This window comes from Aeromonas sp. 600276 (genome assembly GCF_049175815.1).
GTDB classification, from domain to species: domain Bacteria; phylum Pseudomonadota; class Gammaproteobacteria; order Enterobacterales; family Aeromonadaceae; genus Aeromonas; species Aeromonas dhakensis.
On sequence record NZ_JAAKVU010000001.1, the window covers coordinates 151,758 to 167,968 of the forward strand.

The 16,211-nt window shown below is 64.2% G+C and carries 17 protein-coding genes; 5 read left to right on the forward strand and 12 right to left on the reverse strand.

All coding sequences use genetic code 11. The features are described 5' to 3' along the window. Positions 1-23: 23 nt before the first annotated feature. From cbl to G5134_RS00745, 6 genes are all read right to left on the reverse strand, one after another. Positions 24-971, reverse strand: coding sequence for an HTH-type transcriptional regulator Cbl (cbl, locus tag G5134_RS00720; protein WP_005308577.1), 948 nt, complete (start codon positions 969-971; stop codon positions 24-26). 176 nt (positions 972-1,147) lie between these two features. After that, positions 1,148-2,215: a sulfate/molybdate ABC transporter ATP-binding protein gene (locus G5134_RS00725; RefSeq protein ID WP_010635192.1), complete on the reverse strand. Its 1,068-nt coding sequence runs from the start codon at positions 2,213-2,215 to the stop codon at positions 1,148-1,150. A gap of 22 nt (positions 2,216-2,237) precedes the next feature. After that, entirely contained in the window at positions 2,238-3,134 is an 897-nt protein-coding gene (cysW, locus tag G5134_RS00730) for a sulfate ABC transporter permease subunit CysW (protein ID WP_024942351.1), read from the reverse strand. Then, a complete protein-coding gene (gene cysT, locus G5134_RS00735) occupies positions 3,131-3,970 on the reverse strand; it encodes a sulfate ABC transporter permease subunit CysT (protein WP_421231814.1) in 840 nt (279 codons plus the stop codon). Before cysT ends, cysW begins: the two co-directional genes overlap by 4 nt. Before the next feature lie 279 nt (positions 3,971-4,249). Next, complete coding sequence (locus G5134_RS00740; RefSeq protein ID WP_010635195.1) at positions 4,250-4,825, reverse strand: RBBP9/YdeN family alpha/beta hydrolase; 576 nt, start codon at positions 4,823-4,825, stop codon at positions 4,250-4,252. Positions 4,826-4,881: 56 nt separating this feature from the next. Further along, on the reverse strand, positions 4,882-5,883 hold the full coding sequence (locus G5134_RS00745) for a sulfate ABC transporter substrate-binding protein (protein WP_065018337.1): 1,002 nt from the start codon (positions 5,881-5,883) through the stop codon (positions 4,882-4,884). Positions 5,884-6,092: 209 nt separating this feature from the next. On the opposite strand from G5134_RS00745, the gene G5134_RS00750 reads away from it, so the two are divergent. The 5 genes from G5134_RS00750 (at position 6,093) to G5134_RS00770 (ending at position 9,366) form a co-directional block, all read left to right on the forward strand. Next, a complete protein-coding gene (locus G5134_RS00750; RefSeq protein WP_005308564.1) occupies positions 6,093-7,355 on the forward strand; it encodes an MgtC/SapB family protein in 1,263 nt (420 codons plus the stop codon). 80 nt (positions 7,356-7,435) lie between these two features. Further along, positions 7,436-8,026 carry a sugar O-acetyltransferase gene (locus tag G5134_RS00755; RefSeq protein WP_010635198.1) on the forward strand — a complete coding sequence of 197 codons (591 nt, stop codon included), beginning with the start codon at positions 7,436-7,438 and terminating at the stop codon, positions 8,024-8,026. Next, entirely contained in the window at positions 8,023-8,364 is a 342-nt protein-coding gene (locus G5134_RS00760) for a DUF1294 domain-containing protein (RefSeq protein ID WP_017782262.1), read from the forward strand. Before G5134_RS00755 ends, G5134_RS00760 begins: the two co-directional genes overlap by 4 nt. A 128-nt stretch (positions 8,365-8,492) precedes the next feature. Beyond that, the gene (locus tag G5134_RS00765) at positions 8,493-8,705 is read left to right on the forward strand and encodes a hypothetical protein (RefSeq protein WP_005308557.1); all 213 of its coding nucleotides are present in this window, start codon (positions 8,493-8,495) and stop codon (positions 8,703-8,705) included. Positions 8,706-8,904: 199 nt separating this feature from the next. Then, a complete protein-coding gene (locus G5134_RS00770) occupies positions 8,905-9,366 on the forward strand; it encodes a hypothetical protein (protein ID WP_043169350.1) in 462 nt (153 codons plus the stop codon). Between the two features lie 72 nt (positions 9,367-9,438). Here the strand turns inward: G5134_RS00770 and G5134_RS00775 are convergent, their stop codons facing one another. From G5134_RS00775 to argC, 6 genes are all read right to left on the reverse strand, one after another. Next, positions 9,439-10,074, reverse strand: coding sequence for an FMN-binding negative transcriptional regulator (locus tag G5134_RS00775; RefSeq protein WP_065018338.1), 636 nt, complete (start codon positions 10,072-10,074; stop codon positions 9,439-9,441). A 144-nt stretch (positions 10,075-10,218) separates the two neighbouring features. Beyond that, positions 10,219-11,601, reverse strand: coding sequence for an argininosuccinate lyase (argH, locus tag G5134_RS00780; RefSeq protein WP_065018339.1), 1,383 nt, complete (start codon positions 11,599-11,601; stop codon positions 10,219-10,221). A 443-nt stretch (positions 11,602-12,044) separates the two neighbouring features. Then, positions 12,045-13,280, reverse strand: coding sequence for an argininosuccinate synthase (locus G5134_RS00785; protein ID WP_010635203.1), 1,236 nt, complete (start codon positions 13,278-13,280; stop codon positions 12,045-12,047). Between the two features lie 54 nt (positions 13,281-13,334). Next, positions 13,335-14,258 carry an ornithine carbamoyltransferase gene (locus G5134_RS00790; RefSeq protein ID WP_065018340.1) on the reverse strand — a complete coding sequence of 308 codons (924 nt, stop codon included), beginning with the start codon at positions 14,256-14,258 and terminating at the stop codon, positions 13,335-13,337. A gap of 25 nt (positions 14,259-14,283) precedes the next feature. Beyond that, complete coding sequence (argB, locus tag G5134_RS00795; RefSeq protein WP_065018341.1) at positions 14,284-15,063, reverse strand: acetylglutamate kinase; 780 nt, start codon at positions 15,061-15,063, stop codon at positions 14,284-14,286. Between the two features lie 23 nt (positions 15,064-15,086). After that, entirely contained in the window at positions 15,087-16,094 is a 1,008-nt protein-coding gene (argC, locus tag G5134_RS00800) for an N-acetyl-gamma-glutamyl-phosphate reductase (RefSeq protein WP_024942337.1), read from the reverse strand. Between the last annotated feature and the right edge of the window lie 117 nt (positions 16,095-16,211).

Consider the following 16,211-nt stretch of genomic DNA (forward strand, 5'->3'; position numbering starts at 1 on the left):
CTGGTGTTCTCTGCTGTGACCGCTCAGATCTGGAAGTCGATGGCGGGCTCGCCGCCCATGGCGCGGGCCTGAATGTCCGCCAGCGCCAGCTCAGGGTTGCAGAGCTGGATGAACTGCCAGGCGAAGTTGTGCTGGAACTGCCCCTGCTTGAGACCGATCCAGGCGGTGTGGGGCGCAAACAACCGGCTGCCGTCCAGCTGCACCAGCCCCTTGTCGCGCTGGGTGTCGAACGCCATGTCCGCCAGTATGCCCACCCCCATCTCCAGCTCGACATAGGTCTTGATGACGTCGGAGTCCTGTGCGGTCAACAGGATCTGCGGGGCGATACCGGCCTCGGCAAACGCCTCGTCCACCCGCGCCCGCCCGGTCAGCCCGGCCTGATAGGTGATGATGGGCCACTGGGCCAGCGCCGCCAAGGTCAGCTCCTGCTCGGCACTGAGCGGATGCTGCTCCGGCACCACTATGTTGTGGTGCCAGCGGTAGTAGGGAAACGCCACCACCCCTTCGCTCTTGTCGAGCTGCTCGCTGCTGATGCCGATGTCCACCTCGCCGGTCTGCACCAGCCGCACTATCTCCTCCGGACCGCCCTGGCGCAGCTCCAGCTGCACCAGCGGGAACTGCTCGCGAAACGCCTTCACCACCCGCGGCAGGGCGTAGCGGGCCTGGGTGTGGGTGGTCGCCACCAGCAGCCGGCCCGAGTCGCGGTTGGCGAAGGTGCTGGCCAGCTTGCGGATGTTCTCGGCATCCCCGAGGATGCGCTCGGCGATCACCAGCAGCTCCTTGCCCGGCTCTGTCATGCCGAGCAGCCGCTTGCCGTAGCGGATGAACAACTCGATCCCCAGCTCCTCTTCCAGCTCGCGGATATGGCGGCTGACCCCGGACTGGGAGGTAAACAGGGCATTGGCCACCTCGGTCAGGTTGTAATCCCGCCGTGCCGCCTCCCGAATGATTCGCAACTGCTGAAAATTCACGTCATCGCCTCCTGCGCTGACCGGCCGGTCGGGGCCCTCCCCGCCGCCTTGTTGTTATCTTGTCTGACTGCCCGAGCCTGAACTCTGGCCGCCATACTGACCCTGTTGCATCCCAGGTGGGCAGACCCCTCCCTGGTCATGCTGCTTGCCTGCGCGGCCCGCCAGGGGCCTGCTACTTAAATCTGGTAATCCGGGTAGAGCTGGGCCTGTCTGGCCACCAGCCGCACCCCCTGGCCCGGGTGGAAGGCACGGGCTGCCTCCTTGCTCAGCTCGGCCTCGAAGTGTGCACCGTTTGTATCCCCATTGCCACGCAGTTCCACCCGGATGCGCGGCCCCATGGGCAGCAATCGGGTAATGGTGGCGCTGATGCCGCCCGGCGCATCCGCCGGCACTATCTCCAGCTCGTGGGGACGCACATAGGCGACGGCGGCGCTGCCCTCCGCCAGCTGGGAGCTGATGGGCCCGCCCAGCAGCTGCTCGCCGATGCCGAGCCCCTGCCCGGCCACCCGGCCGCGAAACAGGTTCACGCTGCCGAGGAAGCTGTGCACGAAGGAGCTGGCGGGCTGGTCGTAGACCTCGGCCGGGGTACCGATCTGCTCGACCTTGCCGGCATTCATCAGCACCACCCGGTCCGCCACCTCCAGCGCCTCCTCCTGATCGTGGGTGACGAACAGGCTGGTAACGTGCAGCTCGTCGTGCAGCTCGCGCAGCCAGCGGCGCAGCTCCTTGCGCACCTGGGCGTCGAGGGCGCCGAAGGGCTCGTCCAGCAGCAGCACCTTGGGCTGCACCGCCAACGCGCGGGCCAGGGCGACCCGCTGGCGCTGACCGCCGGAGAGCTGGGTCGGGTAGCGCGCGGCCACGTGGCTGAGCTGCACCAGATCCAGCAGCTCCTTGACCCGGGCGCGGATCGCCGCCTCGGCCGGTCGCTCGCGGCGCGGCTTGACCCTAAGGCCAAACGCCACGTTCTCGAACACCGTCATGTGGCGAAACAGGGCGTAGTGCTGGAACACGAAGCCGACGTTGCGCTCGCGCACGTGCAGATCCGAGGCATCCTCGCCGCGGATGATGACGTGGCCGCTGTCGGCCTGCTCCAGCCCGGCGATGATCCGCAGCAGAGTGGTCTTGCCGCAGCCGGAGGGGCCGAGCAGCGCCACCAGCTCACCGTCGTGAAAGTCGAGGTTGATGTCGGCCAGCGCCGCGTACTGGTTGAAATGCTTGTTGAGTCCTTGTACCTGAATGCTCATGGCAGCCTCTTGAATTCGGTGATCAGTGAGAGTGAACGGGCTGGGCACGCAGCCGGGCCAGCAGGGTTTCCCCCAGCAGGGTGAAGATCCCGAACAGGGCCAACAGGCTGGCCACCGCGAAGGCTGCGCCGGTCTGGTACTCGTTGTAGAGGATCTCGATGTGCAGCGGCAGGGTGTTGGTCTGGCCGCGAATGTGGCCGGAGACCACCGACACGGCGCCGAACTCCCCCACCGCCCGGGCGGTACAGAGCAGCAGGCCGTACATCAGGCTCCAGCGGATGCCGGGTAGAGTGACCCGCCAGAACATCTGCAGGCCGCTCGCCCCCAGCATGATGGCCGCCTCCTCCTCTTCCGGGCCGCGCGCCTCCATCTGGGGCAGCAGCTCGCGCACCACGAAGGGCACAGTGATGAAAGTGGTGGCCAGGATGATGCCTGGGGTGGCGAAGATCACCTTGATGTCGTGCTCGCTCAGCCATTCGCCGAACCAGCCGCGGCTGCCGAACATCAGCACGAACATCAGGCCCGCGATCACCGGCGACACGGAGAACGGCAGATCGATAAGGGTGATGAGCAACTGCCGGCCCGGGAAGCGGAAGCGGGCGATGGCCCAGGCCGCGGCGACCCCGAACAGCAGGTTGAGGGGCACCGAGCAGAGGGTCACCAGGGCGGTGAGGCCGAGGGCACTGAGGGCGTCCGGCTCGCTGATGGCGTGCCAGAAGAAACTCAATCCGGGGGACAAGGCCTGGATAAAGACGGTGGCCAGCGGCAGCAGCAGCAGGGCGGCAAACCAGCCGAGGCCGACCGTGATCAGCAGCCACTTGACCCAGACCGGCTCGCGGATGACGGGGGGCTGGCGCACCGAGGTGGTCGGCGCCACCTCACCCGTGGCCAGCGCCAGGCTTGCGTTGGATGCGTTCATATCCGGCTCCCCCCGATACGGGCCCAGCTCCAGGCCTGCAACTTGTTGATAAGCAGTAACAAAATGAAAGAGATCAGCAGCATGACCACGGCGATGGCGGAGGCGCCGGCGTAGTCGTACTCCTCCAGGTGGCTCATGATCATCAGCGGCGCGATCTCCGACACCATCGGCAGGTTGCCAGCGATAAAGATGACGGAGCCGTACTCCCCCACCGCCCGCGCGAAGGCGAGGGCAAAGCCGGTGAGCAGGGCCGGCACCAGGGTCGGCCACAGCACCCGGATGAAGGTCTGCCAGCGGTTGGCACCCAGGCTGGCGGCGGCCTCCTCCTGCTCGGTCTCGGCTTCCCGCAGCACCGGCTGCAGAGTGCGCACCACGAAGGGCAGCCCGATGAAGGTGAGAGCGATCACCACGCCGATGGGGTTGTAGGCGAGCTCGATGCCAAACGGGGCGACCCACTGCCCGATCCAGCCGTTGGGGGCGAAGATGGCGCACAGGGCGATGCCGGAGACGGCGGTGGGCATGGCGAACGGCAGGTCGATCAGGGCATCCACCAGTCGACGACCGGGGAAGGTGTAGCGCACCAGCACCCAGGCCAGGATCAGGCCGAACAGGGCGTTGAGCAGCGCAGCCACCAGAGCGGCCCCGAAGCTCAGACGAAAGGAGACGAGCACCCGCGGCGAACCTATCACCTGCCAGAACTCGGCCAGGGTCAGATTGTTCAGCGCGAACAGCACCAGCGCCGAGAGCGGTAGCAGCACCAGCACGCCCAGATAGAGCAGGCTGAAGCCGAGGGTCGGGCCGAAGCCCGGCAGCACGGAGTAAGAACCAAATCGCATAACGCATCCGTTTGTTATGAAAAACATTAGATACAGCGATTCTGCGCACTCCTGTCAGGGGCAACAAACACCAATAACGCCTTTGCTAAGCACTTTTTTATCTAACAACGACATACAAGGCTTTTAGAGCCATAAAATGAAAAAAAGGTCTTTTATATAAATAAAAGACCTAAAAATGGAGCGTCGTGCAATGTACCAAGCTATCTAAATCAGACTGTCGTGGTGTCGGCTGCCTGCCCTCCCTCTCTGTTCCAAACCTCTGTGATCAACGCTCGCCGCTTAGCGAAAACTCAAGGCCGCCCGCCGCTCCCACACCGCCGGCGTCGGCGCCACCACCATCTCGGCCCGCCGATAGAGGGTGCCGAGCAGGTTGAGCCCCTGGTGCCACTCGCCGTGGCCGGACTGGGCATTGAGGTGGCCTACCTCGCCGGCATCGAACAGCGGCACCTGCCACTGGCGGCTCCAGTATTCGGCCCGCTCGAAGCTCATCCAGGGATCGTTGCGGCTGGCCACCAGCTGGGCCGACACCTTGAGCGAGCCTGCCAGCAGCTCGTCTGGCAAGCCGAAGCGGGCCGGATCCGCCGGCGCCACGATAAACAGCGAGGCCACCTTGTCGGGCTGCCGGCGCGCCGCCGTGATGGCTGCCAGCGCGCCGAAGGAGTGGGCCACCAGGTGAGCCCGCCCGCGCCGGCTTTTGAGCTTGCTCGCCAGCTTGGCGCTCCAGACCGTGAGGTCGGGCCGATCCCACGGCAGCCCCACCATCCGCTGCCAGTGGGGGAATTGTTGGTGCCAGCGGCTCTGCCAGTGATCCGGCCCGCTGTTGTGCAGACCGGGAACCAGGAGGATCTTGTTCATCTTGGTGCTCCTATCAGCTGGCACAGGGGCCAGTTCAGTTGACGATGGCCGGCCGCTCAGCGACCCGGCTGATAGATCTGGTCAAACAGGGCGCCCTGGGCGAAGTGCTTCTTCTGCACCTTGTCCCAGTCCCCTTCCAGATCCTTGACGGTGAACAGGGTCAGCTGCGGGAACTGGGCTGCGGTCTCCTTCAGGATCGCCGGGTTGCTGGGGCGATAGTGATATTTGGCGACGATGCGCTGCCCCTCGTCGGAGTAGAGGTAGTCGAGGTAAGCCTTGGCCACCGCCTCGGTGCCGTGCTTTTTGGCCACCTTGTCCACCACCGCCACCGGCGGCTCGGCCAGGATGGAGACCGACGGCACCACCAGCTCGAACTTGTCGCGATTGCCGGGCTGACCCAGCACCAGCAGGGCTTCGTTCTCCCAGGCCAGCAGCACATCGCCGAGGCCGCGCTCGATGAAGCTGGTGGTGGCACCGCGGGCACCGGAGTCCAGCACCTTCACGTTCTTGTAGAGATCGCCGACGAACTGCTTGGCCCCCTCCTCGCTGCCGCTCTTCTTCAGGGCGTAGCCCCAGGCAGCCAGGTAGTTCCAGCGCGCCCCGCCGGAAGTCTTGGGGTTGGGGGTGACGATGGCCACGTCCTTGCGCACCAGATCATCCCAGTCCTTGATCTGCTTGGGATTGTCCTTGCGCACCAGGAACACGATGGTGGAGGTGTAGGGCGCCGCATTGTTGGCCAGCCGGCTCTGCCAGTCGGCGCCAATCAGCCCCTGCCTGGCCACGGCATTGACATCGTAGGCCAGCGCCAGCGACACCACGTCCGCTTCCAGCCCGTCCACCACGGCGCGCGCCTGCTTGCCGGAGCCACCATGGGACTGGCTGACCACAACATCGTCGCCGGTCTTCACCTTCCACTCCCTGGCGAAGGCGCCGTTGTACTCCTGGAACAGTTCGCGGGTCGGATCGTAGGAGACGTTGAGCAGGCGGATTTCGGCGGCATTGGCCTGACCGAGGGCCAGCAGGGAGAGCAGGGTCAGGGCTGTCGTTCGCAGTTTCATGGGGATACTCCATATCTCGTTGGGTTGAGTTCAGCATGCCGCGGGCTTGTTATGCCGAGAACCAAGAAATAACGCTTTGCTTATCTCATTTGCTCATATCAGGAGGGCAAAGGCGCCATTCGCGCACTCTGTGAGCCAGGCCGCGCTGGCCCGGTGCCGGCTGTGCCATCATGGAAACAAGGCAGGCAGATGACGAACAGGAAGTCGTTATGTGGATTAACGCAGAACCCGTCAATGGTGCCCTGGTGTCGCTGGCCATCGGCCTCATCATAGGGCTGGAGCGGGGCTGGCAGGTGCGCCAGCTGGGGGACAACCAACGCATCGCCGGGATGCGGACCTACGGCCTCATCGGCCTGCTCGGCGGGGTCTGCGCCCTGCTGCTGCCCACCCTGGGTCCCTGGCTGCCGCTGCTCGGCCTGCTGGCGGTGGTGATTGGCTGCGGCCTCTCGGTCTGGCTGGCCCAGCGCTGGCAGGGGGAGTTCGGCCTCACCAGCTCGGTGGCCATGCTGCTCACCTATCTGCTGGGGCTGATGTCGGTGCTGCTGAGCCCGAGCGAGGCGGTTGCCTGCGCCGTGCTGGCGGCCCTGCTGATGGGGCTCAAGGGCAAGATCCAGCAGGGGATGCTGTTTCTGAGCGAGACCGAATTTCACGCCACCCTGCGCTTTTTGCTCATCTCCCTGGTGCTGCTGCCGGTGCTGCCCAATGAGGAGATGGGCCCGCTCGATGCCTTCAACCCCTTCAAGATCTGGCTGATGGTGGTGGTGATCGCCGGCATCTCGTTTTGCGGTCACTTCGCGGTACGCCTGCTCGGCACCCGCGCCGGGCTGGTGCTCACCAGCATGCTGGCCGGGCTCGCCTCCTCCACCGCCCTCACCCTGCAGTTTGCCCGTCTCAACAAGGAGCAGGGGGGGCTGGAGCGGCTGCTGGCCACCGGCATCCTGCTGGCGGGAGCCACCATGTGGCTGCGACTGCTGGTGCTGGTGCTGCTCATCCACAACGAGCTGGCGATGCGCCTGGCGGCGCCCCTGCTGCTGCTGGCGGCCACCGTCTACGGCTTCGCCTTCTGGTTCTGGCGCCAACGCGAGGAGCTGACCGACGGCCCGGTGCAGCCCCAGACCAGCAACCCGCTCGATCTCGCCACCGCCATCAAGTTCGGCCTGCTGCTGGCGCTGATCGGCTTCATGGCCACCCTGTTGCAGAACAAGGTGGGCAACTCCGGGGTCTACCTGCTGTCGCTGGTCTCCGGCATCACCGACGTGGACGCCATCACCTTGTCGCTCTCCCAGCTCTCCCACAAGGAGCTGGCGCTGGAGGTGGCGGCCCGTGGCATCCTGCTGGCCGGGCTGGTCAACTCGCTGGTGAAGGGGCTGCTGGCCCTGGGGATCGGCGGCCGCCGGCTGGGGCTGCGGGTGCTGTTGCCCTACTTCGTCTCGGCCCTGCTGATCCTGCCGCTGATCTGGCCCGGCGCCTGATCTTGCAGCAAGTGACAGCCTGACGCCGCCAAAGTGCTCGCGTATACTGGCTCCTCTTGGCACATGAGAGGAGCGGTAGCATGGCAAGCGATTGGGACAAGGTACTGGCGGGCGGTGCCCTGGACAGCCAGAGCGAGGAGATAGCGAACGACCGGATCCGCGGTCAGGCGCTGCTGGCACAACTCAACGCCTCCCCGGCCGGTGACCAAGCCCTGCGCCAGCGCCTGTGCGGCGAGCTGTTCGGCCACTGCCCCGACTCCTGCTGGATCAGCACTCCCTTCACCTGCGAATTCGGCCGCAACATCCACATCGGCGAGAAGACCTTCTTCAACTTCAACATCACCATTCTCGACGTGGGCGAGGTACACATCGGCAGCCATGTGCTGCTGGCCCCCAACGTGCAGATCTACACCGCCACCCACACCATGGACTATCTGGAGCGACGCAACTGGACCGCCTACAACAAGCCGGTGCGGATCGGCGATGACTGCTGGATTGGCGGCGGCGCCATCATCTGCCCCGGCGTCACCATAGGGCCGCGCTCCATCATAGGGGCCGGCGCCGTGGTCACCCGCGACATCCCGGCCGACTCGGTGGCGGTGGGCAACCCGGCGCGCGTGATCCGCAGCCTGAGCCCGGACGCCCCCCGTGGCTGGGAGCTGGCCCTGTGATCTGGCTCGCCCTGCTCCCCCTGCTGTGGACCGCCTGGCTCGGCCTGGCCGACGCCAACTGGTGGCCGCTGGCCATCATCACCACAATGAGTCTGCTGACGATGCTGGCCTACGCCCACGACAAGCGCCAGGCGGTGCGCGGCGGCTGGCGCATCCCCGAGTCCCGGCTCCACCTGCTCGAGCTGTTCGGCGGCTGGCCCGGCGCCCTGGTGGCCCGCCACTGGCTGCGCCACAAGACCCAGAAGGGGAGTTATCGCAGGGTATTCTGGTTCATCGTGCTGCTGCACCTGACCCTGTGGGGGCTCTGGCTCGGCCGTCCGCTCTGGCAGACGGTCTGACGCGGGCAAAACAGCCCCTCGACATTCCCGTCTACCCCCTTGCCGGCCATTGCAGCCGGCAATCGGGTATGAGACAACAGATGGCAACAAGGTTGTTTTCTCGTTTGTTCATCGGCAAGGAGTCATTCATGACCATGTGGACCGGTATCGTGCTGATCGTCTTCATCAGCGCTCTGTTCGGCTTTCTCAGCAAGCGGGCCCGCTACCAGTTGGGGGATGCCCGCATCACCGATCGTCTCGGCAAGCAGGACATGCTCATCAACGAGCTGCAGGAGCGCATCGCCAATCTGGAGGCCATCGTCATCGAGGAGGAGAAGCGCCGCCCGTTCAAGGAGCTCTGATCCGGCAAGCCGGGTGGCAAACCGCCAGCCCCCGGGCTGCAAGGGTTTGCCGCCGCCCTCTCTCGCACTCGCCCGCCCTCTGCCTGGCCAAAACTAAATTCACAGCAGGATCAGTCCCCTGCCACTCTAAGACTAAATTTTCGCCAAATTGGCCCGTTCCCTGCTCCGTCATGACATCAGTAGTACGGAGAGTGACATCATGATCGCCATCGGCACCCTGCTTCCCCTCGCCTCCCTCGCCCTCAAGCTCGGCAGCAAGCTGCTTGGGGACAGCACGCCACCGGCCCAGACCGAGCCCCCCGTGCAGGAAGAGCGGCTCGCCCCCACGGTGCAGAGCCTGTTCCAGCGCCTCGGCGTCAAGGAGGCCAACAGCGAGCAAAACCGTCCCGCCATCAACCACTTCATGGGAGCGCTGATGCAGACCCTGGGTCAGGAGTACTCGGGCCAGTCGCTGCCCCAGGCCATCGACGCCGCTCGCACCCAGCTGGCAAACGGCACCCAGAGCACCCGCCTCGACGCCCTGCAGGGCGAGCTCGACACCCTCAAGGGCTCCCTTGGCAACAGCGACCTCAGCCTCGATCAGCTGCTCTTCGCCTTCAAGCAGACCCTGCCCAATGGCAAGGGGGAAGGCGTCGGCAAGCTGCTCAATGCCAGTGCGTGAACGGCGGTGAGCAATAAAAAACGGCAACCTCCTGGTTGCCGTTTTTGCCGGGCCGGATCCCATGATGCCACGCTAGGGTAGTGAGGAAGGTGGAGTCAGCATCGCCTCTGCCAGCGCGCTCTGCCCACGATCCTGCAAGGCATTGGCCGCCCCCAGGCGATCCGCCGCCTCCTTGTTCTGACCCAGCTTGAACTTGCCGACCAGCCCGGTTATCTCGATTTCAATGCCGACGACCGCCTGCACCATGGCCTCGAGATAATCTCGCGGCGCGTCCGCCATCTTCCAGGGAGTTGGCTCTGCGGCTTCATGGGTGCGGGTCAGATTTGCCAGCAGACGGCGCACGAAGCGGGCATCGTCGCGGATCTGGATGCGACCGTGAGCATGCACCACGCTGTAGTTCCAGGTCGGTACCAGCTTGTGATGCTCCTGCTTGCCCGGATACCAGCTGGGAGAGATGTAACCATCTGCAGCCTTGAAGATCACCAGCACCTCGTCACCGTCTTTCACCTCCTGCCAGAGCGGATTGTTGCGGGCAACGTGGGCGCGCAGGACGCCATGTTCCCCTGCTCCAGCATCGAATTCGAACGGCAGGTGGTTGGCATCCAGCCCCCCTTCACCATGGGTGATCAGAGCCCCCAGCGGATAGGCCCGGATCAGCTGGTGCAGAGTCTCGGAGTCGGTGACGGCAAAATGGGGTGGCAAGTACATGCAGGTTCCTTCTGGTTGGCGCTGAGTTCCATTCAGCCTGGTCAGGGATTTATGCCCGCTTTGCCGCCCTCGGGGCAAGCGAAACAGGCTGATAAGCCGACATAAAAAAGAGGGCTGACGCCCTCTCTTGATGTTCCTGTGCGCTTAGGCGCGTTTGGCCAGCCACTGTTCGGCGGCGGTGAGGGCCGATTCGATCAGCTCGCGGGCGACGCCGCCCTTGGCAACCCGCTTGGCCAGGGTCGCCTCCAGCTCCAGATTCGGGTAGACATCTTCCCCCACCACGGGACTGAAGCGCTGGAACTCGGGGAGGGAGAGCTCTTCCAACGGCTTCTTCACCTGGATCGCGTAGACCACGGTTTCACCGACGATATGGTGCGCCTCACGGAACGGGATGCCCTTGGCCACCAGATAGTCTGCCAGCTCGGTGGCATTGGCGTAGCCGCCCTGGGCTGCCGCCATGGTGCGCTCGCCATTGACCTTCAGATCGATCAGCACCAGCGCCGCCATGTCGAGGCAGTCGTGCCAGGTGTCGAGGGCATCGAACAGCCCCTCTTTGTCTTCCTGCATGTCCTTGTTGTAGGCCAGCGGCAGCGCCTTCAGGCTCATCAGCATGCCCATCTGGGCGCCGACCACCCGGCCGGTCTTGCCGCGAATAAGCTCCAGCGCATCCGGGTTCTTCTTCTGCGGCATCAGCGACGAGCCGGAAGTGACCGCATCGGAGAGCTCGACAAAGCCAGCCTCGCCGGTGTTGTAGAAGATGAGATCTTCGGCAAAGCGCGACAGGTGGGTCATGGACAGCGACGCCACGTGCATCAGCTCCACCACGTGATCCCGATCAGAGACCGAATCCAGACTGTTGCGGGTGGCGCCGGCAAAACCCATGTCGAGCGCCAAGGCTTCGCGGTCGATGGCGTAGGCGGTGCCTGCCAGCGCGCCGCAGCCGAGCGGGCTGGTGTCGAGGCGTTTGATGGCATCCTGCAGCCGGGAGTAATCCCGCTCCAGCATCTCCACATAGGCCAGCGCCCAGTGGGCGTAAGTGACCGGCTGGGCCCGCTGCAGGTGGGTGTAGCCGGGCAGCACCGCGGCCTGGTTGGCACGGGCGGAGGCCACCAACCCCTGTTGCAGGGCGGTAATGGAGCCGAGCAGCAGCTCACCCTGTGCCTTGCACCAGAGTTTCAGGTCGGTGGCGACCTGATCGTTGCGCGAGCGGCCGGTGTGCAGCTTCTTGCCAAGATCGCCGACGGCGGCGATAAGCTGGCTCTCGACCCAGGAGTGAATGTCTTCGGCGTCCGAGCTCAGGATCTGCTGGGGATCCTGCTGCACCGAGGTGAGCAGCACTTCCATCGCCTGTTGCAGTTTGCCCTGCTCATCGGCAGTCAATACACCCACCTTGACCAGCGCTTTGGCCCAGGCCATGGAGCCCTGAATATCCTGCTCCGCCAGCCGGTAATCGAACCGCAGCGAATCGTTGAACTGCTTGAACCGGCTATCGGCTCCCTGACTGAAGCGTCCACCCCAAAGTGCCATACTGCTCTCCTTGAATGCGTTGTCGGTAGGCGTTTGCGCCTGCCGTACTCGCGCGGCCCCTTGGCCTGCGCGCAGAAATCTTGCCCTGTATTTTCCTGTATAACAGTGCGGTGGTGAGGAGTGCTGTTGCCGTTGAACATGTCGCATCCAGCAACTGCGAACCGGTCCCCTCTCCCTTTGGGAGAGGGCTAGGGTGAGGGCAATTTCCCCCCTCATCCCCAACCCTTCTCCCCCTGTTTTCCACGTAAGCGGGAGAAGGGGGCAAAGCACACCCCTCATTGAAAGCCGCCCCTGTTATCTCATAGACATGTCCCAGGCGCAGCCCTCTTGTCACAGCTCATCGGTTATCCTTCTCCCGCTCACAGGCGAGGGAATCAGGTCGCCGCTTATGAGTGAGGGGGCCAAGCCCCCTCACCTGTTTCTGCGGCTTGGAACCTATAGGGTTAGCCGTGGGTGTGATCGCCACCGATGGCCTGGTGCTGTTCCTTCATGGCGCGGATCCGGCTCGCCAGGGTGTAGAGACGGATAAAGCCTTCGGCATGGCTCTGGTCGTACACTTCGTCGGCGCCGAAGGTGGCGAAGTCTTCGGAGTAGAGGCTGTTCGGCGACTTCTTCTGCACCGCGGTGACCTGACCCTTGTACATCTTCAGCACCACTTCACCGTCCAGATCTTCGGCGATGGCGTTGGCAGAGGCGACGATGGCCTTGCACAGCGGGGTGAACCAGCGACCGTCATAGACCAGGTGGGAGAACTCGGCACCCAGCTTTTCCCGCCAGGCGCGGGTCGGGCGATCCAAGACCAGCTCCTCTACCGCGCGCAGAGCAGCGACCATCACGGTACCGCCCGGGGTCTCGTAGCAGCCACGAGACTTCATACCCACCATCCGGTTTTCGGTGATGTCGATGCGGCCCACGCCGTGCTTGCCGGCACGCTCGTTCAGGGTCATCAGGATCTGGTGCGGGCTGAGCGGCTGGTCGTCAACGGCCACCACTTCACCCTGGGCCACGGTCAGCTTGACGTACTCCGGCTGATCCGGTGCCTGTTCGGCGGAAACGGTCCACTGCCACACCGCTTCGGACGGCTCGTTCCAGGTGCTCTCCAGCTCGCCACCCTCGGTGGAGATGTGCCAGGCGTTGGCGTCACGGCTGTAGATCTTCTTCAGGGTCGCCTTGCAGGGGATCTGACGGGCTTCCAGGTAGGCCAGCAGATCTTCCCGGGAGCGCATGTCCCACAGACGCCAGGGGGCGATCACTTTCAGCTGGGGCGCCAGTGCGGCCACCGCACCTTCGAAACGCACCTGGTCGTTGCCCTTGCCGGTGCAACCGTGGGAGATGGCGTCAGCCCCTTCCGCCAGCGCCGCCTCGACCATCGCCTTGGCGATCACCGGACGGGCCATGGAGGTACCCAGCAGATAGGTGCCCTCATAGACGGCGCCGGTCTTCAGGGTCGGGTAGACGTACTCTTTGACGAACTCTTCCCGCAGATCCTTGACGATGCACTTGGTGGCGCCGGAGGCGATGGCTTTTTGCTCGATCCCTTCCAGATCGTCACGCTCCTGACCGACGTCGGCGACGAAGGCGATGATCTCCGCATCATAGTTTTCCTTCAGCCAGGGAATGATGGCCGAGGTATCCAGTCCGCCCGAGTAAGCCAGTACGATCTTGTTGATTCCGCTCATTTACTTCTCTCCATGATGATTCGATAAAAGGGTGTGATTTGGGGTCGGTTGCCGTTATTTGTGCCCCTGACCATGTCCAAGCAAGGTCAGCAGTACGGCGTTCTGGATATGCATCCGGTTTTCAGCCTCGTCCATGATGAGGGAGCCAGGCCCGTCCATGACCTGAGAGGTGATCTCCAGCTCCCGGTGCGCCGGCTGGCAGTGCAGCACGTGCTGGATGCCGGTGCGGTCGAGCAGGGCCTGGTTGATCTGATAAGGCATAAAGATATCTTTTACCTGCTCCATTGGCGTGTTGTCACCCATGGAGACCCAGGTATCCGTGTAGGCCACGTCAAACCCTTCGATGGCCGCCACGTCGTCGCTGATGTGGATGGTCGCCCCCGACTGGGCCGCCAGCGCCTGGGCTTGCAGGAAGATCTGGGTATCCGGGCCGTGGCCTTTCGGGCAGACCAGGGTCACGTCGGTGCCGAGGGTCGCACCCAGCAGCAGCAGTGAGTGGCTGACGTTGTTGCCATCGCCGAGATAAGCCAGCTTCACCTTGGACAGATCGGCGTAGTGCTCGCTGATGGTCATGAAGTCCGCCAGCCCCTGACAGGGGTGGTAGAGGTTGCACAGGCTGTTCACCACCGGCACAGTGCCGTGCTCCGCCAGCTCGACCAGGGTCTGGTGATCGAACACCCGGGCGACGATGGCATCACACCAGCGCGACAGGTTGGCGGCGAAATCCTTCACCGATTCGCGCTTGCCGAGTGCGCCGTTCTGCTGATCCAGATAGACACTGTGGCCACCCAGTTTGGCGATGCCGATGTCGAAGGTAACCCGGGTGCGCAGGGAGGGTTTCTCGAACAGGGTCACCACGCTCTTGCCCGCCAGTGCCTGGCCGTACTTTTTCGGATCGGCCTTGACCGATTTGCCTAGCGCGATCAGCGCCTCGATCTGGGCCTTGCTCAAGTCGCTGTCTTTCAGAAGATGTTGCATCGGATGTTCCTTGTTCCGGTAGAGATCAGAGAGAGACCTGGGTGCCAACCGCACCGCCAGCCAGCAGCTTGAGCAGCTGATCCGGGTAGCGCCAGCTGGCGACACAGACCGGTTTGCCCAGGGTCTCGGCGGCATGCAGGGCGGCTTTCACCTTGACCGCCATGCCGTCGCTGATCACCCCCTTCTCCATCAGATCCAGTGCAGTCAGCTTGTCGAGCTGAGGCACCAGCTTGCCCTTGCCATCCAGGATGCCGCTCACATCCGACAGCATCACCAGGTCGGCGCCAAGCGCCTCGGCAATGGCAGTAGCCGCCTGATCCGCGTTGACGTTCATCAGCTGGCCGTCTGCGGTGATGCCGATGGAGCTCACCACCGGCAGGAAGCCCTGAGCGAGGATCCCCGCCACCAGCGCCGGGTTGCCCGGCTGGCAGTCACCCACAGCGCCGAGTGCCGGGTCGAGCTGGGTCACCTGGCACAGACCGCCGTCCGCCAGACAGAGCCCCACCGCCGGGATGTCGGTGGCGATGGCCTTGGCCATCATCTGCTTGTTGGCGGTACCGGCTAGCGCGCCGGCAATGAAGGGGATCTGCTCGAACGGGGTCACCCGCAGGCCGTTCTTCTTGGTGGAGGTGAGACCCAGCCCCTTGAGCAGGTCATCCACCAGGCAGCCACCGCCGTGCACCAGCACCAGGGGTCTGTGCTGCTCGTCCAGAAAGCTTTTGAGGGTGGCGAACAGGGCGGTCAGCGCCTCGTCGTTCTCGATCAGTGCGCCGCCCAGCTTGATTACCAGAGTCTGCTTGTTCATCGTTACGATCCTTCCTTGAGTCCTTAAATCAGGCCGGTGGCCGGTTCAAATCCGAATTTGATATTTATGCACTGCATGGCCTGGGAGGCGGCGCCCTTGAGCAGGTTGTCGATGGCGGATACCACCACCAGCATGTTGCCCTGCTGTTGCCAGGCGAGGTCGCAGTAAGGGGTGCCCGCGACGCCACGAATGGAGGGCATTTGGCCGGTCAGACGCACCAGCGGCTTGCCCTCGTAGGCCTTGAGGTAGGCCTGATCCACCTGGGTCGGCGTCACACCGTCTGCCAGCTGTACATAGATGGTGGCCAGGATGCCGCGCACATAGTTGCCAAGGTGAGGCTGAAACAGCACCTCCTTGCCGAGGTGGTGGCTGATCTCCGGCTGGTGCCTGTGATTGAAGGTGCCGTAGGGGTTGAGGCTCACTTCGCAGAAGCTGGTGTTGATGGCCGCCTTGCGACCGGCACCGGAGACCCCGGAGACGGCGTTGATGATGGGCTGCCACCCCTTGGCGATGAGACCGGCCTGCTGCAGCGGCTTGAGGGCGCAGAGGGAGGCGGTCGGGTAGCAACCGGGCACGGCAATCAGCTGGGCCGCCTTGACCGCTTCGGCATTCCACTCGGCCAGGCCGTAGGCGGCCTGATCCAGCCACTGCTCGCTCTCATGGGTGAAGCCGTAGTAGGAGGCGTAGAACTGCTGATCCCTGACCCGGAAGGCACCGGAGAGATCGAACACCGGCAGCCCCTTGGCCAGGAACTTGGGCGCCAGCTCGGCACTCACCTCATGGGCGGTGGCCAGCAGCACCAGGTCGGCCTGGGTCAGGATCCGGGTCATGCCATCTTCGTCCAGCGGCAGCAGCGGCTGATCGAGCGCGCCGACCCACTGGGGATGCAGGGAAGAGAAACGCTTGTGGGCGTCCTGGCTGCCGGCGGAAACATAGAGGCCGAACAGCTTGAGTTGTGGATGGTTCTGGACCAGGGCGGCCAGCTCGGCTCCCGCGTAGCCACTGGCACCGACGATAACGGTGTTAAGCATGTTGAGTATTCCAAGTCAGAGTTCGAGATTCACAGCATGGTGCTGCGGTGCACAAGGGGGTTCGATGCCCCATGCACGAGTGCGGAGGGGCAATTCAGGCGGGTGTGTGTCGTCGGT